Annotated in this window: 19 protein-coding genes; 8 read left to right on the top strand and 11 right to left on the bottom strand. The window is 62.7% G+C overall.

Translation table 11 applies throughout. The annotated features are described in order from the left end of the window. Window positions 1-37: 37 nt before the first annotated feature. Window positions 38-991 carry an ABC transporter substrate-binding protein gene (locus BCA01S_RS22840; protein ID WP_027778915.1) on the bottom strand — a complete coding sequence of 318 codons (954 nt, stop codon included), beginning with the start codon at window positions 989-991 and terminating at the stop codon, window positions 38-40. A 123-nt stretch (window positions 992-1,114) separates the two neighbouring features. Continuing rightward, window positions 1,115-2,095 (bottom strand): AraC family transcriptional regulator, encoded by a 981-nt coding sequence (locus BCA01S_RS22835; RefSeq protein WP_027778914.1) that lies wholly within the window; start codon window positions 2,093-2,095, stop codon window positions 1,115-1,117. Between the two features lie 371 nt (window positions 2,096-2,466). On the opposite strand from BCA01S_RS22835, the gene dalD reads away from it, so the two are divergent. The 3 genes from dalD (at window position 2,467) to BCA01S_RS22820 (ending at window position 6,513) form a co-directional block, all read left to right on the top strand. Continuing rightward, a complete protein-coding gene (dalD, locus tag BCA01S_RS22830; protein ID WP_027778913.1) occupies window positions 2,467-3,879 on the top strand; it encodes a D-arabinitol 4-dehydrogenase in 1,413 nt (470 codons plus the stop codon). 115 nt (window positions 3,880-3,994) lie between these two features. Continuing rightward, entirely contained in the window at window positions 3,995-5,476 is a 1,482-nt protein-coding gene (gene xylB / locus BCA01S_RS22825; RefSeq protein ID WP_027778912.1) for a xylulokinase, read from the top strand. Between the two features lie 89 nt (window positions 5,477-5,565). Then, complete coding sequence (locus tag BCA01S_RS22820) at window positions 5,566-6,513, top strand: sugar-binding transcriptional regulator (protein ID WP_027778911.1); 948 nt, start codon at window positions 5,566-5,568, stop codon at window positions 6,511-6,513. Window positions 6,514-6,626: 113 nt separating this feature from the next. Here the strand turns inward: BCA01S_RS22820 and BCA01S_RS22815 are convergent, their stop codons facing one another. From BCA01S_RS22815 to BCA01S_RS22790, 6 genes are all read right to left on the bottom strand, one after another. After that, a complete protein-coding gene (locus tag BCA01S_RS22815; RefSeq protein WP_027778910.1) occupies window positions 6,627-7,736 on the bottom strand; it encodes an ABC transporter ATP-binding protein in 1,110 nt (369 codons plus the stop codon). A 123-nt stretch (window positions 7,737-7,859) separates the two neighbouring features. Then, window positions 7,860-8,561, bottom strand: a complete 702-nt coding sequence (locus BCA01S_RS22810) for an HAD family hydrolase (RefSeq protein WP_027778909.1) — start codon at window positions 8,559-8,561, stop codon at window positions 7,860-7,862. Next, a complete protein-coding gene (locus BCA01S_RS22805) occupies window positions 8,558-9,391 on the bottom strand; it encodes a carbohydrate ABC transporter permease (protein WP_020069197.1) in 834 nt (277 codons plus the stop codon). Before BCA01S_RS22805 ends, BCA01S_RS22810 begins: the two co-directional genes overlap by 4 nt. Before the next feature lie 38 nt (window positions 9,392-9,429). Then, entirely contained in the window at window positions 9,430-10,365 is a 936-nt protein-coding gene (locus tag BCA01S_RS22800; protein ID WP_027778908.1) for a carbohydrate ABC transporter permease, read from the bottom strand. Window positions 10,366-10,554: 189 nt separating this feature from the next. After that, window positions 10,555-11,877: an ABC transporter substrate-binding protein gene (locus BCA01S_RS22795; RefSeq protein WP_027778907.1), complete on the bottom strand. Its 1,323-nt coding sequence runs from the start codon at window positions 11,875-11,877 to the stop codon at window positions 10,555-10,557. An 80-nt stretch (window positions 11,878-11,957) separates the two neighbouring features. Then, window positions 11,958-12,740 carry an L-iditol 2-dehydrogenase gene (locus BCA01S_RS22790; RefSeq protein WP_027778906.1) on the bottom strand — a complete coding sequence of 261 codons (783 nt, stop codon included), beginning with the start codon at window positions 12,738-12,740 and terminating at the stop codon, window positions 11,958-11,960. Between the two features lie 280 nt (window positions 12,741-13,020). Here BCA01S_RS22790 and BCA01S_RS22785 point away from each other — a divergent pair, with 280 nt between their 5' ends. The 4 genes from BCA01S_RS22785 to BCA01S_RS22770 are packed head-to-tail and all read left to right on the top strand — an operon-like array spanning window position 13,021 to window position 16,231. Then, window positions 13,021-13,497, top strand: coding sequence for a Fur family transcriptional regulator (locus BCA01S_RS22785; protein WP_027778905.1), 477 nt, complete (start codon window positions 13,021-13,023; stop codon window positions 13,495-13,497). Between the two features lie 52 nt (window positions 13,498-13,549). Next, window positions 13,550-14,491 carry a metal ABC transporter solute-binding protein gene (locus tag BCA01S_RS22780; protein ID WP_027778904.1) on the top strand — a complete coding sequence of 314 codons (942 nt, stop codon included), beginning with the start codon at window positions 13,550-13,552 and terminating at the stop codon, window positions 14,489-14,491. Continuing rightward, entirely contained in the window at window positions 14,488-15,456 is a 969-nt protein-coding gene (locus BCA01S_RS22775; RefSeq protein ID WP_027778903.1) for an ABC transporter ATP-binding protein, read from the top strand. The genes BCA01S_RS22780 and BCA01S_RS22775 overlap by 4 nt, the downstream gene beginning before the upstream one ends. Continuing rightward, entirely contained in the window at window positions 15,449-16,231 is a 783-nt protein-coding gene (locus tag BCA01S_RS22770; RefSeq protein WP_027778902.1) for a metal ABC transporter permease, read from the top strand. The genes BCA01S_RS22775 and BCA01S_RS22770 overlap by 8 nt, the downstream gene beginning before the upstream one ends. Window positions 16,232-16,291: 60 nt before the next feature. Here BCA01S_RS22770 and fghA read toward each other — a convergent pair whose 3' ends face one another. The 3 genes from fghA to BCA01S_RS22755 all read right to left on the bottom strand — a co-directional run bounded on the left by fghA (window position 16,292) and on the right by BCA01S_RS22755 (window position 19,959). After that, on the bottom strand, window positions 16,292-17,143 hold the full coding sequence (gene fghA, locus BCA01S_RS22765; protein WP_027778901.1) for an S-formylglutathione hydrolase: 852 nt from the start codon (window positions 17,141-17,143) through the stop codon (window positions 16,292-16,294). Between the two features lie 51 nt (window positions 17,144-17,194). Beyond that, a complete protein-coding gene (locus BCA01S_RS22760; protein ID WP_027778900.1) occupies window positions 17,195-18,301 on the bottom strand; it encodes an S-(hydroxymethyl)glutathione dehydrogenase/class III alcohol dehydrogenase in 1,107 nt (368 codons plus the stop codon). Between the two features lie 191 nt (window positions 18,302-18,492). Continuing rightward, a complete protein-coding gene (locus tag BCA01S_RS22755) occupies window positions 18,493-19,959 on the bottom strand; it encodes a xylulokinase (protein ID WP_027778899.1) in 1,467 nt (488 codons plus the stop codon). Between the two features lie 427 nt (window positions 19,960-20,386). Here BCA01S_RS22755 and BCA01S_RS22750 point away from each other — a divergent pair, with 427 nt between their 5' ends. Then, entirely contained in the window at window positions 20,387-21,796 is a 1,410-nt protein-coding gene (locus tag BCA01S_RS22750) for a nucleobase:cation symporter-2 family protein (protein WP_020069209.1), read from the top strand. Window positions 21,797-21,941 lie beyond the last annotated feature (145 nt).

The following is a 21,941-nucleotide window of genomic DNA, read 5'->3' as shown; positions in this document are numbered from 1 at the left end:
CGCATCAGGAATCGAAGCGCGGCAGCGGGCATTCGGCTTACCAGCTAAAACCCTTGGCATTGCTCTTGTCGATCATCTTCACGTCGACGGGAATCGCTTTCGGCACATTGGCGCCCCACTTCTTCGCGTACGCGATGCCCAGTGCGATACGCACCTGGTCAGCAGGAAATTGCGCGGAGGTCTCGATGAATTTCGAATTCGGCTTCTGGATCGCGGCAATCGCTTCGGGCGCACCGTCGACGCTCGTCAGCTTGATGTCTTTACCCGACGACTCGATCGCCGATAACGCGCCCATCGATCCGCCGTCGTTCACGCTGAACACGCCCTTCAGATTCGGATGCGCCTGGATCATGTTTTCGGTCACCGAGAGCGCCGTCGCGCGTTCCTGCTTGCCGTTCTGCGTGTCCACGAGCTTTACGCCGGGCGACTTCGCAAGCGCGGCCTTGCAGCCGCGCACGCGCTCGAGAATCGGCACGACCGGAATGCCGTCGAGAATCGCCACTTCGCCGCTGCCGCCGATCGACTTCGACAGATACTCGCAGGCCATCTGTCCGGCGTCGAAGTTCTTCGAGCCGACGAACGAGTCGACCGGACCATTCGCGTTCGCATCCACCGCGACGACCACGACGCCCGCTTTCTTCGCCGACGTCACCGCCGATTGAATGCCGGTCGAATCGGTCGGATTCACGAGCAGAATGTCGATCTTCTTCTGCAGCATGTCTTCGACGTCGCTCACCTGTTTGCTCACGTCGTGATGCGCATCGGTCACGATCACCGTTGCACCGGTCGACGCGGCCGCGTCGTTGAGCGCCTTCTGCATCGTCACGAAGTACGGGTTATTCAGTTCCTGAAACGTCATGCCGATTCTTAGCGGCGCGGCCTGCGCAGCAGGCGCCGCGATCACGGACAGGCTGAATGCGAGGCTCGCGAACAACGCGCCGCGCCGCGCGAAAGTATTCAACGATGCGTATTTGAAGGTGGTGTGCGTCATGGTTGTCTCCGTTCTTGAAGTGAGCACGTCCGTCACGCTGCCGTCGGACAGCGCGATACGTGTTGAAACACAGGTGAAGCAGAACGCCTTGCCGGCAAGCGAGGCGTATGAACAACGTAGGCGTTACGTTGGCGGATACGCAGAGGCTGCTGGTCGCGGCAGACCCGGCGCGAGCACGATGGCGGGCGCATCGTCGATGCCCGCGCCGCGTGCCGCAGCTTCTTCCGATGCATCGCGGCTCGCGTCGTTCAGTTGCTGATAGCGGCGGAATCTCGAAGGCGCCATGCCTTTCACCGCGAGAAACTGCCGGTTGAAATTCGACAGGTTGTTAAAGCCCGCTTTGAAGCAGATGTCGGTGACGCTGAGTTCGCTATCGGTGAGCAACTGGCATGCAAGATTGATGCGCATGCGGTTCACGTATTGCACGAAGGGCAAGCCCGTATGCCGGCGAAAATAGCGCGAAAAGGCGCTCACGCTCTGACCGGCCAGTTGTGCGAGATCCGATTCCCGCAACTCGTTTGCGAGGTTCTTGCCGATATACGAGAGCACATGATTGATGCGCGTCGATGCAAAGCCCGTTGAGTCGGCCTGATACGCGGGACTCGCGAGCGTCTCGCGGTCTTCGGCGCTCATCAGGATTTCGAGCATCGACATGAAGAGCACGAGACGGCGGAGTCCGCGCGCCGCCAGCAATTCAAGGAAGAGCGGCTGGATCGCGGCGCTCGTGCGGGCGCCGAACGACACGCCTCGGCGCGAGTCGGCGAGCAGCGCCTCGACCTGACGCCACTCGGGGAAACTTTCGAGGCAGCTCGACACGAACTCCTGGCCGAACTGCACGACGAGATTGCGCTGCGCGATGCTCTCGCCTTCGGGCACGTCGCTCACCCAGTTGTGCGGCAAGTTCGGGCCCATCAACACGAGGTTGCCCGGCGCGAAGCTGCTGATGTGATCGCCGACGAACATCTTGCCGGTGGTCGCCACGATCAGATGAATCTCGTACTCCGGGTGAAAGTGCCAGCGTACCGTGCGATACGGATAGCCGTGCGACCACACTTTGAACGACTCGTCGCGGCGTACGGCCACGATCTCCAGATCGGGTTGCACTGTCTGCCTCCATGATGCGGCTCACAAGGATGCCGCTCGTCTTCTTCGTGTACAGCGAAAAGTAGCCTCCAAACGCGTAAGCCACCACTAAAAATGAGACTGCGGACCGATACTTTTTTGCATTCGGGTAAGTCCTGGCGGCTTCAACGTCAAGAATGATGCAATGCAAAAACGTGCGACGAAGCGCGTCGCCCGGTCATTCAACGTGTCAGGCCACCACGCGCCGCCGCGCTGCGCCACGAAAACCCTGTGCAGCCGCCTTGACTTTCATTTCGCCGGGTACGATCATTCGCTCACATACAGAGCAAATGCTCTAACTGAAGAAAAGACGCGCGCGACAAGCCGCGCGAGCCAGATACATGGAGACGCACATGAGCAGCGGGCAAGATAGCGGCGCGGCCGCACACGTAATCCTGCATATCGGCGCGGGATCGTTTCATCGCGCGCATCAGGCGTGGTATCTCCACAGGTTGAACGAAGCGAAGTTGCCGGGCGAACCGCACTGGTCACTCACCGTGGGCAATATCCGCAGCGACATGAACGCGGTGCTCGAAGCGCTCGCAGCCCAAGATGGCGTCTATACGCTCGAGACCGTCACGCCTCAGGGCGAACGCGCGTACGAGACAATCCGCTCGATTGAGCGCGTCGTGCCGTGGACAGAAAGCCTCGACGCGCTGATCGAAGCCGGCGCCGATCCGGCCTGCAAGATCATCTCGTTCACGGTGACCGAAGGCGGCTACTACCTCGACGAACATGACCAGCTCGACACGGCCAACCCCGATCTCTCGACCGACCTCAAAGGCGGACATACCACTATCTACGGCGCGCTCGCGGCGATTCTCGATGCGCGCATGAAAAACGGCGCGGGTCCGGTCACGCTGCAAACCTGCGACAACCTGCGACGCAACGGCGAGCGTTTTCATGCGGGCATGAGCGCATTTCTCGAACTGCGCGGCGCGGGCGAACTGGCGCGATGGTTCGACGACAATACCGCGTGTCCAAGCTCGATGGTCGACCGCATCACGCCGCGACCGACACCTGACGTGAGCGAACGTGTGAAGGCCGCGACGGGCGTGGACGACGCGTGCCCGGTAATGGGCGAAGCGTTCATTCAATGGGTAATCGAAGAGCGCTTCATAGCGGGCCGTCCGGCATGGGAGAAAGTCGGTGCGGAACTGGTCGACTCGGTACTGCCGTACGAAGAAGCGAAGATCCGCATACTCAACGCGACGCATAGCTGTATCGCGTGGGCGGGGACGCTGGTGGGCCTGGACTACATCCACGAAGGCACACAAGACGCAGACATTCGCAAGTTCGCGTTCGACTACGTGACCGAAGACGTGATCCCCTGCCTGTCGCCGAGTCCGCTCGACCTGGAGCGTTATCGCGATGTCGTGCTCGAACGCTTCGGCAATCCTTATATCCAGGACACCAACCAGCGCGTCGCCGCCGACGGCTTTTCCAAACTGCCTGGCTTCATCGCGCCGACGCTCGCCGAATGTTTCGAGCGCGGCGTAACGCCCGCAGCCACCGCGATGCTGCCGGCTCTGTTCTTTCGCTTCCTGGAACGCTGGCAGGCAGGCACGCTGCCTTACACGTATCAGGACGGCGTGATGGACGAGCGCGTCGCGCGCGGCTTCTTCGCCGCGCCCGATCCTTTGCAGGCATTCGCGGCGGACCGTCTGCTGTGGGGCAGTATGGCGCAGACGCCGGAGCTGGAATCCGCTTTGGCCGGGGCATTGGCGCGTGTCGACGTGTGGCTCGCCAAACGTGCGCACGCGTAAGAAACACCGTACATCCACGTTCGATTTCACGCGCGGTGCCAGGCTTAATGCGCATGGCACCGCGCGTCGTGTGCGGCTAAAGTAGCGCATCTCTAACGACGAAGGTTTTCCGCCCATGTATCTCGGCATCGACCTCGGCACGTCCGAAGTGAAAGTCCTGCTGCTCGCCTCCAACGGACGCGTGATCGGCACCGCGGGCTCTCCGTTCACGGTTTCCCGTCCGCATCAGCGCTGGGCGGAACAGAATCCCGAAGACTGGTGGGCCGGCACGCAGAGTGCGCTCGCCGCATTGCGCGCGAAACATCCGGACGAGTTCGCGCAGATTCGCGGCATCGGCCTCTCCGGGCAGATGCACGGCGCCGTGCTGCTGGATGCCGAAGACCGCGTGTTGCGGCCCGCGATTCTCTGGAACGACATGCGCAGCGACAAGGAGTGCGCCGAACTCACGGAGCGCGCGCCAGACCTGCATAGCGTCGCGGGCAATCTCGCCATGCCGGGCTTCACCGCGCCGAAACTGTTGTGGGTCGCGCGTCACGAACCCGACATCTTTGCGCGCACTGCCTGTGTGCTCCTGCCGAAAGACTACCTGCGTTTGCAGCTGACGGGCGGCAAGGTCTCGGACCCGTCGGATGCGGCCGGCACGCTGTGGCTCGACGTCGCAAAACGCGACTGGTCCGATTCGCTGCTTGCGGCCTGCAACATGACGCGCAAGCAGATGCCGAGCCTCGCCGAAGGCAGTGCGCCGTCCGGCACGTTGTTGCCGGAACTCGCGCGCCAATATGGTCTCGCCGACGGCGTGATCGTCGCGGCTGGCGGCGGCGACAACGCAACCAGCGCGATCGGCATCGGCGCGACGCAGCCGGGTGACGGCTTCGTGTCGCTCGGCACGTCCGGCGTGTTGTGCGTGGTCGGCGACAGCTTCCGGCCGAATCCTGCTTCCGCTGTGCACGCGTTCTGCCACGCGATTCCAGACCGCTGGCATCAGATGAGCGTGGTCTTGTCGGCGGCAAGCTGTTTGCGTTGGGTCTGCAAGCTCACCTCGACCGACGAACCCACGCTGCTCGCTGAAATAGAAGCACTGCCCGCAGACGCACTTACCACCGCACCGCTCTTCTTGCCGTACTTGTCCGGCGAGCGCACGCCGCACAACGACCCGTATGCGCAGGGCGTGTTCTTCGGTATGAATCACGCAACGGATCGTGCGCTGCTCGGCTACGCGGTGCTCGAAGGTGTGACGCTCGCACTCACCGACGGTCTCGACGCGCTGCGCGCAGCCGGCACCGAAGCAAAGGCACTGTCGCTGCTCGGCGGCGGCGCACGCAGCGATTACTGGGCACAGTTGCTCGCCGACGCGCTCGACACCGCCACGCGCAAGCACGGCGGCGGCGAGACCGGTGCGGCGCTCGGCGCGGCGCGTCTCGGCTGGCTCGCGGCGGGCGGCGATCCGGCCACCGTACTCAGCAAACCGCCGATCGAAAAGGAGTTCACGCCGAACCCGCGCCGTCACGCTGAATTGCGGACGCGGCTCGACGCATATCGTGCGCTGTACCGTCATGTGCGGCCGCTATTCGACCCCGCGCGCGAGCGGCTCGCCTGAACCCATGGCAACAGCGCAATCCGCAACCGGCGGCGCCTGATGGCGAGCGCCGGCTGCCACTATCGGCGCCCTTCAAGCGAATCGTCACCGTGCCCAAGTCCACAGAAAAACTAGATCTTGCTACTCGCGCCGCGTGGCTCTACTACGTCGCGGGCAATACCCAGAACGAGATCGCCGAGAAGCTGCAGGTGTCGCGCCCGGTCGCGCAACGGCTCGTCGCGTTCGCGGTGGAAAAAAATCTGATCCGCGTGCGTGTCGATCACCAGTTGGCGGACTGTTTGTCGCTCGCCGATCAGCTGTCGAAACGCTACGGTCTCGCCATGTGCGAGGTGGTGCCGATCGACAGCGACACGCCCGATGAAGTCGATCGCAAGCTCGCGGTCGCGGGCGCGCAGGTCATGGAACGTTACCTCGCCGAAGAAAAGCCGATGGTGGTCGCGGTGAGCAGCGGCCGGACACTCAAAGCCGCGGTCGATCAGATCGCGCAGCTAGACCGTCCGCAGCACCGGCTGGTATCGATGGTCGGGGCCATCGCTCAGGACGGCTCCTCGAACCGCTATGACGTCGCGCTGCACATATCGGAGAAAACCGGAGGCAAGCATTTTCTGCTGCCCGCGCCGTTGATTGCCGATAGCGAGGCCGAACGCGCGCAGTGGTGCAATCACCGGCTCTATCGGATCGTCGAGTCGCTGTCGGCGCAGGCGGACGTCGCGTTCGTCGGCATCGGCAATATTGGGCCGAAATGCCCGCTGCACGAGGACGGCTTCATTACGTCGGCGGAAGTGAAGGAACTGGTGCAGAACGGCGCGGTGGCCGAAATGCTCGGACTGCCCATCGACGCAGCCGGTGCCCGCGTTGAATCGCCGACGGGCCGGCGCGTGACCAGCATCGAAATCGATTCGCCCCCGCTGCGGCCGACCATTGGTTTCGCGGGCGGCAAGCGCAAGCGTGAAGCACTGATCGCAGTGCTCAAGGGTGGCTGGCTGTCGGGGCTCGTTACCGACGAACTGTGCGCGCGGGCTGCTCTCGAAGCTTAAAGAGCGCCCGACGTATTTAAGCGAGGGGCTCGCTCACCGCGGCCCCACACGAGCAGGCCACTGCGTCATTGAAACGAACAGCGGGAAGGTCGCACTCGCGCCTTCCCGCCACGTCAAGCCGCCAATACTTCGACGATCTTGCGTTGGAACGCCTTGCCTTCGCTATCGAACAGATGGCAATGCTCGGGCGTCGCGCCGAGCTTTTGCGTCTCACCCTTCGCATGACGTTCAAGCGGCGGGATGCGTGCAATCAGACCGTCCGGCGCGACGCTCGACTCCGCATACAGATACGCTGCGTCGCCGAGCGATTCGACGGCCATCGTGCGGGCCGATACACCGTCGTCCGTCATACCGACATGCAAGTGCTCGGGGCGGATGCCCACGGTCACTTTGTCGCCCTGCTTGACCGAGCCAGGCTCTACCGCGACGCGCTGTGTCTCGCCGGTTTCATAGCGCACCGTCACGCCGTCGTGCGTGACCGATTGCACGACGCCTTCCATGAAGTTCATTTTGGGCGAGCCGATGAAACCCGCGACGAAACGATTGGCCGGCGCGTGATACAACATGGTCGGACTGCCGACCTGTTCGAGATTGCCCGCAGACAGCACGACGATCTTGTCGGCGAGGGTCATCGCTTCGACCTGATCGTGCGTCACGTAGATCATCGTGGTCTTCAGCTCGTCATGCAGGCGCGCAAATTCCAGCCGCATTTTCACGCGCAATGCGGCGTCGAGATTCGACAGCGGTTCGTCGAACAGAAACACTTTCGGCTTGCGGGTGATCGCGCGGCCGATTGCGACGCGCTGGCGCTGACCGCCCGATAGCTGCTTGGGCTTACGGTCCAATAGATGATCGATATGCAGGATCTTTGCCGCGTTGCGCACGGCCGCGTCGATCTCCGGCTTCTTCGTGCCGGCGAGCTTCAGGCCGAACGCCATGTTGTCGTACAGCGTCATGTGCGGATATAGCGCATACGACTGGAACACCATCGCAATGCCGCGCTTCGCGGGCGGCACATCGTTCATGCGCATGCCGTCGATGGTGAGGTCGCCACCGCTGATATCTTCGAGGCCGGCGATCATCCGCATCAGCGTCGATTTACCGCAACCGCTCGGACCTACGAACACGACGAATTCGCCGTCCGCGATGTCGAGGTTGATGTCGCGCATCACTTCGGTGTCGTCGTAGGCCTTCCGGATATTGCGCAGAGTTACGCTTGCCATGATGTGTCTCCGTGTAATGCTGTGTGTTGCTTGTGTGTTGCCACGTTGCGTTTGCGCTTGCGTTGCATTTGCGCGTTGCGGCTGTGCTGGTCGCACGTTCGTCGTGCGCCGAGCCGCCCGCGCTTACGGCGCCGCGGCCGTCGCGCTCAACGTCCACTGCGCGACCAGTTCCGGCAGCTGATGCATGTCGTCGAATACATGCCGGGCACCGGCCGCATGCAATTTGTCGATCTGCGCGTCGCTCGCATGACCGCCGCCGATGAAGCCCAGCACCGTCATTCCCGCAGCGCTCGCCGCGGTGACGCCGGTCACGCTGTCCTCGACCACGAGGCATCCAGACGGCGCGAGCCGCAAACCTTTCGCCGCTGCCAGATAGACGTCGGGTGCGGGCTTCGGATTGGGCACGCTGTCGGCGCAAAACAGACGGTCGCCGAAAAACCTCACGAGCCCCGTACGCGCAAGAACGGTCTGCACGTAAGGCCGAAAACTATTGCTCGCGCAGCCTTTGATGAGCGGGACCTGCGCCAGCGCCTGCTCGATGCCCTGCACTGCCGGCGCCTGCATCGCCGCCGCCTCCACTGACCGGCGGATCGCGTCGATGTCGTCCAGACCGAGGCTTTTGCCGAGTTGCATCGCCGTGCCTTCCAGCACTTTTTCGATGCGCAATCCAAGTAACGGCAGCACGACCGGTTCGATATCCGCGCCTGGCCAGCGCGCTTCAAGCTCATGCACTAGCATGCGCGCAGCCACCGCCTCGCTGTCGATCAATACACCGTCGCAATCGCAGATCAGCGCGAAATTTCCTGCACTGGTGCCTGCCGTCATTTGACCGCCCCGAACGTGAGGCCTCGCACGAGTTGCTTCTGCGAAAGCCAGCCGACGATCAGGATTGGCGCCACCGCAAGCAGCGAAGCCGCGGACAGCTTGGCCCAGAACAGGCCCTCAGGACTGGAGTACGACGCGATGAAAACCGTGAGCGGCGCTGCGTTGGAACTCGACAGGTTGATGCTCCAGAATGCTTCGTTCCACGAAAGGATCACGAGCAGTAGCGCGGTGGAAGCGAGCCCCGGCAGCGCCATCGGCATCAGCAGATAGACGATTTCCTGCCAGGTCGCCGCGCCGTCGATACGGCCAGCTTCCAGAATGTCGCGTGGAATTTCCGCGAAGTACGTGAAAGACATCCACACCGCAATCGGCAGGTTGATCAGCGTGTAGACGATCACGAGACCGGAAACCGTATCGAGCAAGCCGCTGTTTTTCCACAGCAGATAGATCGGCACGAGAACACCGACCGAGGGCATCATCTTGGTCGACAACATCCACAGCAGCACTTTTTGCGTGCGACGTGTCGGAAAAAACGCCATTGCGTATGCGGCCGGCACGGCGAGAATCAGGCATAGCACCGTCACGCCGACCGAGATCAGGATCGAATTCCACGCGAACGAAAAGTAATTGCTGCGCGCGAATACTTCGCGAAAACTGTCGAACGTCGGCGTAAAAAATAGCGACGACGAGTACGCCTGCTGTTCCGTCTTGAATGCGGTGATCGTCATCCAGAAGATCGGGAAGAACAATAGCAGCGCGACAAACCAGGCGAGCACGCCGGGAATGCCGCGACGGATCGCGGCGAACGGCGACTTCGCCGGCACGGTCATGGGCGCCGTGGTCGACGCCGGAGTAGAGGCAACCTGGCTCATTTTTCGTACTCCCCTTTGAGGTTCTTCGCGAGCATCCGCACGAGGAAGAACGACACGATATTGGCCAGCACGACAGCGAGAATGCCGCCCGCCGAGGCGAGACCGACGTCGAACTGTTGCAGGCCGAGCGAATAGATCAGGTACGACAGGTTGGTGGTCGCGGTGCCGGGACCGCCGCCGGTCGTCGTATAGATTTCCGCGAAGATGGACAGCAGGAAAATCGTCTCCATCATCACCACCACGGCAATCGCGCGTTTCAGGTGCGGCAGCGTGATGTAGAAGAACATGGAGAATGGACCCGCTCCGTCGATCCGCGCCGCCTCCTTCTGCTCCTGATCGAGCGACTGGATCGCCGTGAAGAGAATCAGAAACGCGAACGGCAGCCATTGCCACGCGACGATCATGATGACCGCAGTCAACGGATACTCGGCGAACCAGTCGATCGGCTGCATGCCGATTGCGCGCATGCCGCTTGCGACGAGGCCGTAGACCGGATGCAGGATCATGTTCTTCCAGATCAGCGCGCTCACCGTAGGCATCACGAAGAACGGCGCGATGGCCAGCAGCCGCGCGACGCCCTGCCCGTAGAACTTGCGGTCGAACAGGATCGCCATCAGCACGCCGCCAACCACCGTGATCACCAGCACCGACACGATCAGTTGCAACGTATGGCCGATCGACGGGCCGAACGACGGATCGCTGGCAAGGAACTGGTAGTTGTCGAAACCGGCGAAACCCTTCAGGTCGGGATTCAGCAGGTTGTAGCGCGAGAACGAGAACCAGATCGTCATCGCGAGCGGAATCGTCATCCACAGCAACAGCACCGCGACCGACGGCGACACGAGCCAGCGCGCGGAATTGGCTTTGCGGACTTCGCGTTCTTTTTCTGTCTGGGGATGGGCATGCATGAGAGGCAGGCGCAGAGGACGCATGATTGACCACCTGTTCGGTAATGCGCGGGCGGCACGAACCGCATGAATCGCCATATCGCTATGAAGACGAGGCGGCGTTGCGGCGTATGCGCGGCCGTGACGGCCCGCTGTGCTGCGTGAGCCGGCTGACGGGCGTCAGCCGGCACGCGCCACGTAACTCCAGTGGCGAGCTTTCCGATCTACTCTTCGTTACTTCTGATACCCGGCCTGCTTCACCGCGCGATCCGCGGTGGCCTGGCCTGCTGCCAGCGCCTGGTCGACCGTCATCTGACCGGCAATTGCGCCAGAGATGCTTTGACCGACCACGGTGCCGAACGACTGGAATTCAGGTATCCCAACGAATTGCACACCGGTGTACGGCACGGGCTTCGCCGTCGGATGCTCCGGATCGGCCGTTTCGATCGCCTTGAGCACGAAGTCGCCGAACGGCGCGGCCTGCTTGTACTCGGGACGTGCATACGTCGATTGGCGCGTTCCTGGTGGCACCGATGCCCAGCCTTCATCTTTCGCGACGAGCTCGATGTACTGCTTCGACGTGGCCCACGTAATGAACTTCTTCGCTGCGTCAGCCTGTTTGGAGGACTTCGGAATCGCGAGCGCCCACGCCCACAGCCAGTGCGAACCCTTCGGCGTAACCGCAATGGGCGCCGCGGCAAAACCGACCTTGTCCGCGATCTGCGACTGCTGTTTGTTGTACAGCATGCCCGCCGCCACCGTCGCGTCGATCCACATTGCGCACTTGCCCGAGGACATCAGCGTCAGGTTTTCGTTGAAGCCGTTCGAACTCGCTCCCGGCGGGCCGTTCTTCTTCAACAGATCCACATAGAACGTGATCGCTTTCTTCCATTCCGGCGAAGTGAGTTGCGCGTGCCACTTTTCGTCGAACCAGCGGCCGCCGAACGTGTTCACCACGGTCGTGCCATACGCCATGTTTTCGCCCCAGCCCGCCTTGCCGCGCAAGCAGATGCCGTACATGCCGTTGGCTTTGTCGGTGAGCTTCTCGGCGAACTGCGCAATCTGATCGTAAGTCGGCTGATCAGGCATTTTCAGGCCCTTCGCCGCAAACAGGTCCTTGCGGTAATACGTCATCGAGCTTTCGACGTAAAACGGCAGCGCATACAACTGGCCGCCGGCAGAGAGGCCGTCGCGGGCCGTCTTCACGACGTCGTTCAGATCGTAATCAGCGGGCAGGTTCGTGAGCGGCGTGAGCCAGCCGCGCTTGCCCCACTGCGGCGTTTCATACGCGCCGATCGTCATCACGTCGAACTGGCCGCTGCCGGTCGTGATGTCCGTCGTGGCGCGCTGACGCAGCACGTTTTCTTCGAGAATCACCCAGTTCAGCTTGATGTCCGGATTCGCCTTTTCGAATTCGGGCGACAGCTTCTTCAGCTCGATCATGTCCGGATTGTTCAGCGTCGCGATCGTCACCGTGGCCGCCGACGCACTCAGCGCGAAGCATGCAGCGGCGCCTGCGCTAACCGCCTTGAGCGCGGATTTGAGGGCTGGTTTCATGTGTTGTCTCCTTTCTCGTGCGTTATGTGATGCTGCGTTTGTTCTACGAAAATGACGCTGGATAACGCGGGTTCAGCCGCTCAACTCATCCAGTTCCCGCCGTCGACGTTCAGGGTTTGCGCAGTGATGTAGTCTGCATCCGCGGATGCGAGGAACAGTGCCGCTCCGGTCAGATCGTCGGGAACGCCCATGCGCCCAAGCGGCACCGCTTCGCCGACGAGGCGCTTCTTCTCGCCAAGCGGCCGGTTCTCATAGCGGGCGAAAAGCGCGTCCACTTCTTTCCACATCGGCGTATCGACGACACCCGGCGCGATGCCGTTCACGTTGATCTTGTGCGGCGCGAGCGCCAATGCAGCAGATTGCGTGTAGCTGAGGACGGCCGCCTTCGTCGCGCAGTAATGCGACACGAGCGCTTCTCCGCGCCGCCCCGCTTGCGACGACATATTGATGATCTTGCCGCCGCGGCCTTGCTCGACCATCTGCCGTGCGACGGCTTGCATGAGGAAGAACATGCCCTTCACGTTGACCGCAAAGAGGCGGTCGAACACGTCCCACGATTCTTCGAGGATCGGGCGCATATCGAACAGCGCCGCATTGTTGAACAGGATATCCACGTGACCGAAGCGCTCCAGCGTGCTCGCCACGATGCGCTCGATGTCCTCGCGGCGAGTGACATCCGCACTGACCGTGAGCACGCGCTCGCCGTAGGCGGCGCGCAGCGTGTCGCCGAAACTGTCAGCCGCCTTCACGTCCACCAGCACGCATTGCGCGCCTTCGTCCAGATAGCGCCGCGCCACGGCTTCGCCGATTCCGCTTGCTGCGCCTGTCAGGATGGCCACCTTGTCTTGCAATCGTGCCGACACGCTTTGTCTCCGATTCGTTTCGCTTTTTGGAGGCGCAGTGAGCGAACGCTCATTGCGCGATCAATTGCTCTGTTTGTGATCGAATGATCGGATACGCATCCGGTCATGTCAAGGCGCTCTCTCAGATTTCGATGGTGCAGCGCGGAACAACGGCGTCCGACGGTTGCAGCGCTCCTGCATCCGACCGGTGACAAAAAAACGAGATACGTTATATCATTGCGACCTTGCGTCACGAGCCGCCCTTACATCCGCCACGTCACCGACAAGGAGATTCGTGCCGATGGCTACACCGACTGCAGAACATCATGCTGTGCGGCTTGCGCATGCCGAAGCGCATGCCGCGTTGCACGGCTTGGCCCTGACGCCGCTGCGGCGTCAGGTGTATGCGGCCATTGTCGCGAGCGAACGGCCTGTCGGCGCCTACGAATTGCTGGCCGCGCTCGAACCCGAACGGGGCCGCGTACCGCCGACCACGGTCTATCGCGCGCTCGATTTTCTGCTCGCGCATGGCTTCGTGCATCGCATCGAGTCGAAGAATGCATTCGTCGCCTGCTGCGAGGTCGGCGTGCCGCACTGCAGCCAGTTTCTGATGTGCGACCGCTGCGGGGCGACCGTCGAGATTCCGGGCGACGCCCTCGCCGAGCAGTTGTCGCACAGCGCGCCGGCACACGGCTTCGAGGTACACCGAGCGGTCGTCGAATTAAGCGGTCTTTGCGCACGGTGCGCACGCGCGTCGCGCGCCACTGCGTCCACATGAGCCATCGCTTCACGTTTGCAATTCATTCAACCCTCACGCAGCAGGACACATAATGAAAAAGACCGGCACGAGGTTGTTCTCGAAGTATGTCGCCGCGGTTACAGCCGCCTTCGCGTTAAGCCAGGCGGCATTTGCCACGGATGCGAAAATCCCGGTGGTTGCCGCGGAAAATTTTTATGGCGACGTGGTGCAGCAACTCGGCGGCGAGCGCATCGACGTGACCAGCATTCTCAGCAATCCGGACCAGGACCCGCATCTGTTCGAAGCCAGCCCGAAGACGGCTCGCGCGTTGCAACACGCGAGCATCGTGGTCTACAACGGTGCCGACTACGATCCGTGGATGGTGAAACTGCTGGCGGCTTCGAAAGGCACGAAGCGCGCGACGATCGTCGCGGCCGACCTTACCGGCAAGAAGAGCGGCGACAATCCGCATCTCTGGTACGACCCGTCGACCATGCCCAAAGTGGCGCGCGCGGTGAACGAGGCGCTCGTCGCGGCTGACCCGGCGCACAAGTCGGCGTACGATGCGAATCTCGCGAAGTTTCTGGATTCGCTGAAACCGGTCGAGGCGAAGGTTGCCGAGTTGCATGCGCGCTACGCGGGCACGGCGGTCACGGCAACGGAGCCGGTGTTCGGCTATATGTCGGACGCAATCGGGCTGAGCATGCGCAACATGCGCTTTCAGCTGGCGGCCATGAACGACACCGAAGCGAGCGCGTCCGACATCGCCGCGTTCGAACGCGATCTGCGTGAAAAACGCGTGCGCTTGCTGATCTATAACAGCCAGGCAACCGAGGCTCTGACCAAACGCATGTTGAAACTCGCGCAGCAATCGAAGGTGCCGACCATGAGCGTCACGGAGACCGAGCCCGCGGGCAAGACGTATCAGACGTGGATGCTTTCGCAGCTCGACGCGCTCGGCGCAGCGCTCGCCCAAAGCGACGCGGCCGGTGCGAATGCGGCGGCGGCAAGCGTCAAAGGAAAAACGCAATGAATGACACTGGCCGCAGCACGCCAGCCAATCTGTCAGCAAGCGCAGCTGCGAGCCGCGCGCCCGTGCTCGAAGTCGATCACGTCACGCTCGAACTCGGCGACCGCACGATCTTGCGCGATGCCGGCTTCGTCGTGAATCAGGGCGAATTCATCGGCGTACTGGGGCCGAACGGCGCCGGCAAGACCACGCTGATGCGCGCGGTGCTCGGCCTCGTACCGGCGGCAAGCGGCTCGATCCGCGTACTGGGGCAGCCGGTGGAGCGAGGCAACGCGTCGATCGGTTATATGCCTCAAACGCGCAGCGCGCTCGCCGGACGGCGCGTGCGCGGCCGCGATTTCGTGGCAATGGCGGCAGATGGCCACCGTTGGGGACTACCGCATGCAGATGCCAGGACGCGCGCGGACGTCGAGCGCGTGCTCGAACTTGTCGACGGCCGAAAGCTCGCCGAGCGCCCGTTATCCGAACTCTCGGGCGGCGAGCGGCAGCGCCTGCTGCTCGCGCAATGTCTACTCGGCGCGCCGAAACTGCTGCTGCTCGACGAACCGCTCATCAGCCTCGATCCGCATCATCAGAAGAGCGTCGTCGAACTCGTGCGGCGCGTACAGCAGGAACTCGGCATTGCCGTGCTGTTCTCGGCGCACGAACTGAATCCGCTGCTCAACTCGCTCGATCGCGTGCTGTATCTCGGCAGCGGCGTGGCCGCGCTCGGCACCGTCGACGAGGTCATCACCCGGCCCGTGCTGTCGCGCCTCTACGGTTCGCCCATCGACGTGATGCGCGTGAACGGCCGCATCTTCGTGATGTCGGGCGGCGTCGAAGTAGAAAAGCACGATCACGAACATGAACACGACGGGAACGGCGGCCACTCGCATTCCCATGGTCATTCGCACGGAGCCGCGCACGGACCTGCGCACGGCCACTCACACCAGCACGACCCACGCGACGGACATAAGCACGATGTTTGAATACGACTTCATGGTGAACGCGTTCGCCGCGTCGGGAATCGTCGCGGTGCTCGCGGGCGTGGTCGGCTATTTTCTCGTGATGCGCGGACAGACCTTCGCTGGCCACGCGCTTTCGCACGTCGGCTTCACTGGCGCGACCGGCGCCGTGCTGATCGGCGTTTCGCCGATCTGGGGCATGGTCGGCTTTACGCTCGCGGCCGGCATCGGCATGGGCGCACTAGGCGAGCGCCTTGCCGGCCGCGACGTGGCAATTGGCGTGATCCTGTCGCTGTCGCTCGGCTTCGGCCTGCTGTTTCTGCACTTCTTTACCGCCTACGCGACGCAGGTCACAGCGCTGCTGTTCGGCAACGTGCTCGGCGTAAACGAGTCGACGCTCGCTGTGCTGGCGGCCTTGGGCGTAGTCAGCCTGCTCGCGCTCGCGGCGATCATGCGACCGTTGCTGTTTGCTTCGCTGCAGCCTGAACTGGCCGAAGCCAAAGGCGTGTCGTTGCGTCTCGTGTCGGTGCTGTTTCTTGCGATTGCCGCGCTCGCAGTGGCCGCGTGCACGCAGATAGTCGGCGTGCTGCTGGTCTTCACGCTGATGGTCGGCCCGGCCGCCGCCGCGCAAAACATGACGACGCGGCTTTCCGCTGGCCTGGTGCTCGCCGCCGGGTTCGCGTTGCTGCAGGCGTGGCTCGGCGTGACGCTCGCGTTCTATACCGATTGGCCGACCAGCTTCTGGATCACCGCGCTGTCGGCGGTGGTGTACGGCGGAAGTCTGCTGAAGCGCCGCTAAACTCAAAGGCGCTAGATGGGATGGCGGCCCGCAACGGCGCCGCCATCGGTACAAAAGATTTCAGCCGATCAAGACCTTCGCGTGATGCGCGATGTGATCCTGAATGAAGGTCGAGATGAAGTAATAGCCGTGGTCGTAGCCCGCATGGCGGCGCAACGTCAGCGGTTGGCCCGCCTCACGGCATGCGGCTTCGAACACGTCCGGGTACAACTGCTCGGCGAGAAACTGGTCGGCGAGTCCCTGATCGACCAGAATCCCCTCCGCGAACTGGCGCGACGCTCGCCGCACGAGTTCGCTTGCGTCGTATTCCTTCCACGTCTCGCGGTCCTCGCCCAGATAGCCGCTGAACGCTTTCTCGCCCCAAGGGGCATGCGTGGGCGCCGCGATCGGCGCGAAGGCCGATACCGAGCGATAGATGTCCGGATTGCGCAGCGCCATCATTAGCGCACCGTGGCCGCCCATTGAATGCCCGAAGATGCCGAGACGCGAGCCGTCGACGGGCAGTTCCTTCAGCACCGTTTCACGCAGCTCGTCGCGTACATACGAGTACATCCGGTAGTGCCGCGCCCACGGCTCCTGCGTTGCATCGACGTAAAAGCCCGCGCCCACGCCGAAGTCCCACGCGGCGCTTTCGTTCGGCACGCCCGCGCCCCGCGGGCTCGTATCCGGCGCGACGAGCGCAACGCCATGTTGCGCGGCGAAGCGCTGCGCGCCGGCCTTGATCGGAAACGTCTCTTCGGTACAGGTGAGCCCTGCGAGATAAAACAGCGCGGGCACCTTCGCATCTGCCTGCAGGGCCTGCGGCGGCAGAAAAACCGAGAAGCGCATTGGCAGGCCGACAGTCTGCGACTCGTGCCGGTAAAAGCGCTGCTCGCCGCCATGACAGGCGTGCGACGACAGTAGCTCAAGCATCGTCTTGCTCCTTGTTGGTCGCTTTCATTGAGTCGCTTTCATTGAGCCGAGTTAATACAGCACGACCGAGCGGATCGACTCGTCTTTCTTCATCAGGTCGAAGCCCTCGTTGATGCGCTCGAGCGGCAGACGGTGCGTGATGAGATCGTCGATATTGATTTTGCCTTCCATGTACCAGTCGACGATTTTCGGCACGTCGGTGCGGCCACGCGCGCCACCGAATGCGGAGCCCTTCCACTCGCGGCCCGTGACGAGCTGGAACGGACGCGTGCTGATCTCCTCGCCCGCCGCCGCCACGCCGATAATGAATGACTGGCCCCAACCCTTATGCGTGCATTCGAGCGCCTGGCGCATCACCTTCGTATTGCCGATGCATTCGAACGAATAGTCGGCGCCGCCGTCGGTAAGCTGCACGATGTGATCGACCACATTCTCGACTTCGTTCGGGTTGATGAAGTGCGTCATGCCGAATTTTTTCGCGAGTTCCACGCGGCCCGGATTGATGTCCACACCAATGATCTTGTCCGCGCCCACCATCTTCGCGCCTTGAATCACATTCAGACCGATGCCGCCGAGCCCGAATACGACCACATTCGCACCCGCTTCCACCTTCGCCGAATACACGACCGCGCCGACGCCCGTCGTTACGCCGCAGCCGATATAGCAGATCTTGTCGAACGGCGCGTCTTCACGCACCTTGGCAACCGCGATTTCCGGCACGACAATGTAATTCGAAAAGGTGGACGTCCCCATGTAGTGGAACAGAGGCTTGCCGTCCAGCGAGAAACGCGACGTGGCGTCTGGCATCAGGCCCTTGCCTTGCGTCGAGCGGATCGCCTGACACAGGTTGGTCTTGCGCGACAGACAGAATTTGCACTGACGGCATTCCGGCGTGTAAAGAGGAATGACGTGATCGCCCTTCTTCAGCGTGCCGACGCCCGGACCCGTATCGACGATCACGCCCGCGCCTTCGTGGCCGAGAATCGCCGGGAAAATGCCTTCGGGATCGGCGCCCGAGAGCGTGTAGTAATCGGTGTGGCAGATGCCCGTCGCTTTCACTTCGATCAGGACTTCGCCTGCGCGCGGTCCTTCGAGATCGACTTCTTCGATCGTCAACGGTGCGCCGGCTTTCCATGCGATTGCTGCTTTGGTCTTCATCGTGAATGCTCCTGTGAGTCTGTGAATGCGACGCGCGTCGAGGCCTGCAACAAGGCGACGCGCGAATATACGGGGATCATGCTGCGGCCGATGCCTGCGCCGCGCGAGCTACAGGCTAACGCATGAGAAGCGTCATGGTATTGGAAAGTGCGTCGCGGCATTGTCAGCAGGTGACATTACCGCTCTCATCGTCAAGCGCCGGGAGGTGCGTCGAACCATGTTTCGACGCGACCATATAGATCCAGAAAACGCGCGTAGCGTTCAGCGAGCGCGTGATCGCCTCGAGGGCTCGCCACGTGTGTCGCACCAGGCGCGAGCGCTGCGAGATCGTGCACATGCCAGTGACCGCTTGCAATGCCACCCAGAATAGCCGCGCCGCGCGGGGCAGCATTTGGACAATCGACCGCGTGCAGTTCCGCATTCAGCGCATCGGCAAGCAACTGGCGCCAGCGGGCATCGACGGAACCGCCTCCTGCAAGCTTCAAAGACGTCACTGTTGCGCCGCTCGCGCGGATCGCATCGAGCCCCGCGCGCAGCGAAAAAGCGACGCCTTCGAACGCGGCGCGCATCATCGCGCCGCGCGTGTGGTCGAGAGCAAGGCCGAGCCAGCCGCCGCGCGCCGCGGGATTGAGCCAGGGTGTGCGCTCGCCTGTGAGGTACGGGAGGAAGGTCAGCGGCGCTGTCGCTGCGGCGGCGTTGGCGTTGATGTCGGAGCCGTGGTTCGCGTGATCGCCGAAGGCTTCGGCATAGGCGTCGCTCCATTCGTAGCATAGCCATCCGCGCGCGCGCTCGAGTGCAATGCCTACGTTCTGCATGGCCGCCATCCGATACCAGTGATCGCTCGCCGCGCGATAACGATGCAAGCCTTTCACCGCCTGCGGCTCATGCTCGGCGAGTACGACGATCTGGCCACCGGTGCCCGTCGTCAGAAGCGCGTCGCCGTCGCGTGCAATGCCGCTGCCGAGCGCAGCGCATGGGGTGTCGGCGGCACCCGTCGCAAGCACGATCCCCGCGCGCAAACCCAAGGCCTGCGCCGCGTTCTGCGACAACACGCCGGCGGCTGCATAAGACGGCCCCAATGGCGGGAACCACTCGTGCGGAATGCCCAGCCGTTCGGCCAGCGCCGCGTCCCACGTGCCATCAGGATCGGCGAGCGCGGTTGCGCAGGCATCCGACGGATCGGTTGCGACCGCCCCGCCCAGCGCGACGCGCAGCCAGTCTTTTGGTTGCAGTGCCCAACGGGTGCGGCGCGCGGACTCCGGTTCATGCAACACGATCCAGCGCAGCAACGGACCGGCCATGCCTGGCGCCACCGGATTGGGCTGCGGCTCGGGCCACGCGTCGAGCAAAGTCCGCGCGCGCGTGTCAGGCCACAGCATGGCGGGCCGCACGGCATTGCCGGTTTCGTCGATCAACACAACGCCGTGCATTTGCCCCGACAAGCCAATCGCCTTGACCTCGCGACGCAAACCGTCGGGCAAGCGGGCAGCCGCTTCGCCCAGCGCGCGCCACCACGTCTGCACCGACGTTTCCGCCCAGCCGGCGTGCGGCGTCTCAAGGCCATAAGCGGCGCTCGCGGCGGCCTGTTCATGGCCGTCTTCATCGACGATTGCAACTTTGAGGGAGCCGGTGCCGAGGTCGATGCCGAGAAAGCTCATGAGTGGTGGAGCGTCGTCAGTTAGGGTGTCAGTGAGAGCACGCAGACGGTGCCGTGAGCGCCGACTTTTGCCAATCGCGCGATGTGTGCAAACCAAGGGCTGCCGCGTGCGCAAAGCGGCCGAATCGCGGGTTAACCCCGGTCGGCGGCGAGTTTCGTGAAAACATGACTATGTGCCAGCCCGGATACACCTGATCGATTCTCACATATATCGAGGCGGCTCGGGCATGCGCACGACCGCGCGCGCATCGCCGCTGCAAGGGGCTGACCGCCGGTGAACCCGCCGCTCGCGTCGATTCCGGCTTTCAAAACGGGCTTGCGCATATCGTCACCGGGAATGCCGGAATAGGCCCCAGCGGTCTTGTTGCGCTTTTTCGTCCCCGATACCTTGGAGCCCATCCCAAAACTAGATTGTGGAGAGAGACGTTATGCAATCGAACACGGTTCACCCGTGCGACGAGCGGCTACCTGCGGGCCAGTTGCTCACCCTCGGCATCCAGCACGTTTTGGTGATGTACGCGGGCGCTGTCGCCGTCCCGCTGATCGTCGGCGCCGCGCTGAAACTGCCGAAAGACCAGATCGCGTTTCTGATCAGCGCCGACCTGTTCTCGTGCGGCATCGCCACGTTGATCCAGACGCTCGGGTTGTGGATTTTCGGCATCCGCCTGCCGGTCATCATGGGCTGCACGTTCGCCGCAGTCGGTCCGATGGTCGCGATCGGCACGAATCCGTCGCTCGGCATCCTCGACATCTTCGGCTCGACGATTGCCGCAGGCGTGATCGGCATCCTGCTTGCGCCGGCCGTCGGCAAGCTGCTGCGCTTCTTCCCACCGGTGGTGATCGGCGTGGTGATCTCGGTGATCGGTTTGTCGCTGATGGGCGTCGGCATCAACTGGGCGGCCGGCGGCGTGGGCAATCCCGACTACGGCAACCCGGTCTACCTCGGGCTGTCGCTGCTCGTGCTGATGCTGATTCTGCTCATCAACAAGTTCGCCAAGGGATTCATCGCGAATATTTCCGTACTGCTCGGCATTGTCGCGGGCTTCGTGATCGCGTTGGCGCTCGGCCGCGTCAACATGGAAGGCGTCACGCACGCACCGTGGGTCGGCTTCGTGATGCCATTCCACTTCGGCTTGCCGCACTTCGATCCGTTGTCGATTGCGACCATGGTCACTGTAATGTTCGTCACCTTCATCGAATCGACGGGCATGTTCCTCGCTGTCGGCGATATGGTCGATCGTCCGGTCGATCAGAAAGCGCTAGTGCGCGGCCTGCGCGTGGACGGACTCGGCACGCTGATCGGCGGCATCTTCAACTCGTTTCCGCATACGTCGTTCTCGCAGAATGTCGGCCTGATCGGCGTCACGGGCGTGAAGAGCCGCTTTGTCTGCGCGATGGGCGGCGTGATCCTCGTGTTGCTCGGCCTGTTTCCGAAGATGGCGCAAGTGGTCGCGTCGGTGCCGGCATTCGTACTCGGCGGTGCAGGGATCGTGATGTTCGGCATGGTCGCGGCCAATGGCATCAAGGTGCTGTCGAAGGTCGACTTCGTAAGGAATCACCACAACCTGTTCATCGTTGCGGTCAGTATCGGGCTGGGGCTCGTACCGGTCGTGTCGCCGCACTTCTTCTCCAGACTGCCGCCCGCGCTGTCACCGCTGCTGCATAGTGGAATCTTGCTGGCTTCGGTATCCGCGGTCGTGCTGAATCTGATTTTCAACGGCGTCAAAAGCGAGAAGAAGGCGCAGTGCGAAATCCGCAAGGCTGGCCACGATTTCGATGGACGCGGCGGCAACGATCAACCTCGCGACGAAATGCTGCGCGCGGCGGACCTGCATTGAAAGTGAGGGCTCTGACGTTGAATTCTTGAAGCTTGGGGTTTTATTGCAATGCCTCGCCAGGAGGCGCGTTCCGCTCGATCCGCTCACCGCAGTAAAAGAAAACGCCACGGCATGCCGTGGCGTTTTTTTCTCCGGTCGCTTAGCC

The organism is Paraburkholderia caledonica NBRC 102488, from assembly GCF_000685095.1.
Classification (GTDB): Bacteria; Pseudomonadota; Gammaproteobacteria; order Burkholderiales; family Burkholderiaceae; genus Paraburkholderia; species Paraburkholderia caledonica.
The sequence above is the reverse complement of the archived record's forward strand: the minus strand, read 5'-3'. Positions and strand labels throughout refer to the sequence as shown.

Excerpts from the sequence above, each read along its gene's own strand:
- BCA01S_RS22755 (WP_027778899.1), bottom strand. The coding sequence starts at position 19,959 with ATGAGCTTTCTCGGCATCGACCTCGGCACCGGCTCCCTCAAAGTTGCA.
- BCA01S_RS22815 (WP_027778910.1), bottom strand. The coding sequence starts at position 7,736 with ATGGCAAGCGTAACTCTGCGCAATATCCGGAAGGCCTACGACGACACC.
- BCA01S_RS22800 (WP_027778908.1), bottom strand. The coding sequence starts at position 10,365 with ATGCGTCCTCTGCGCCTGCCTCTCATGCATGCCCATCCCCAGACAGAA.
- BCA01S_RS22750 (WP_020069209.1), top strand. The coding sequence starts at position 20,387 with ATGCAATCGAACACGGTTCACCCGTGCGACGAGCGGCTACCTGCGGGC.
- BCA01S_RS22840 (WP_027778915.1), bottom strand. The coding sequence starts at position 991 with ATGACGCACACCACCTTCAAATACGCATCGTTGAATACTTTCGCGCGG.
- xylB (WP_027778912.1), top strand. The coding sequence starts at position 3,995 with ATGTATCTCGGCATCGACCTCGGCACGTCCGAAGTGAAAGTCCTGCTG.
- dalD (WP_027778913.1), top strand. The coding sequence starts at position 2,467 with ATGAGCAGCGGGCAAGATAGCGGCGCGGCCGCACACGTAATCCTGCAT.
- BCA01S_RS22775 (WP_027778903.1), top strand. The coding sequence starts at position 14,488 with ATGAATGACACTGGCCGCAGCACGCCAGCCAATCTGTCAGCAAGCGCA.
- BCA01S_RS22780 (WP_027778904.1), top strand. The coding sequence starts at position 13,550 with ATGAAAAAGACCGGCACGAGGTTGTTCTCGAAGTATGTCGCCGCGGTT.
- BCA01S_RS22770 (WP_027778902.1), top strand. The coding sequence starts at position 15,449 with ATGTTTGAATACGACTTCATGGTGAACGCGTTCGCCGCGTCGGGAATC.
- BCA01S_RS22785 (WP_027778905.1), top strand. The coding sequence starts at position 13,021 with ATGGCTACACCGACTGCAGAACATCATGCTGTGCGGCTTGCGCATGCC.
- BCA01S_RS22805 (WP_020069197.1), bottom strand. The coding sequence starts at position 9,391 with ATGACCGTGCCGGCGAAGTCGCCGTTCGCCGCGATCCGTCGCGGCATT.
- BCA01S_RS22810 (WP_027778909.1), bottom strand. The coding sequence starts at position 8,561 with ATGACGGCAGGCACCAGTGCAGGAAATTTCGCGCTGATCTGCGATTGC.
- BCA01S_RS22795 (WP_027778907.1), bottom strand. The coding sequence starts at position 11,877 with ATGAAACCAGCCCTCAAATCCGCGCTCAAGGCGGTTAGCGCAGGCGCC.
- BCA01S_RS22760 (WP_027778900.1), bottom strand. The coding sequence starts at position 18,301 with ATGAAGACCAAAGCAGCAATCGCATGGAAAGCCGGCGCACCGTTGACG.
- fghA (WP_027778901.1), bottom strand. The coding sequence starts at position 17,143 with ATGCTTGAGCTACTGTCGTCGCACGCCTGTCATGGCGGCGAGCAGCGC.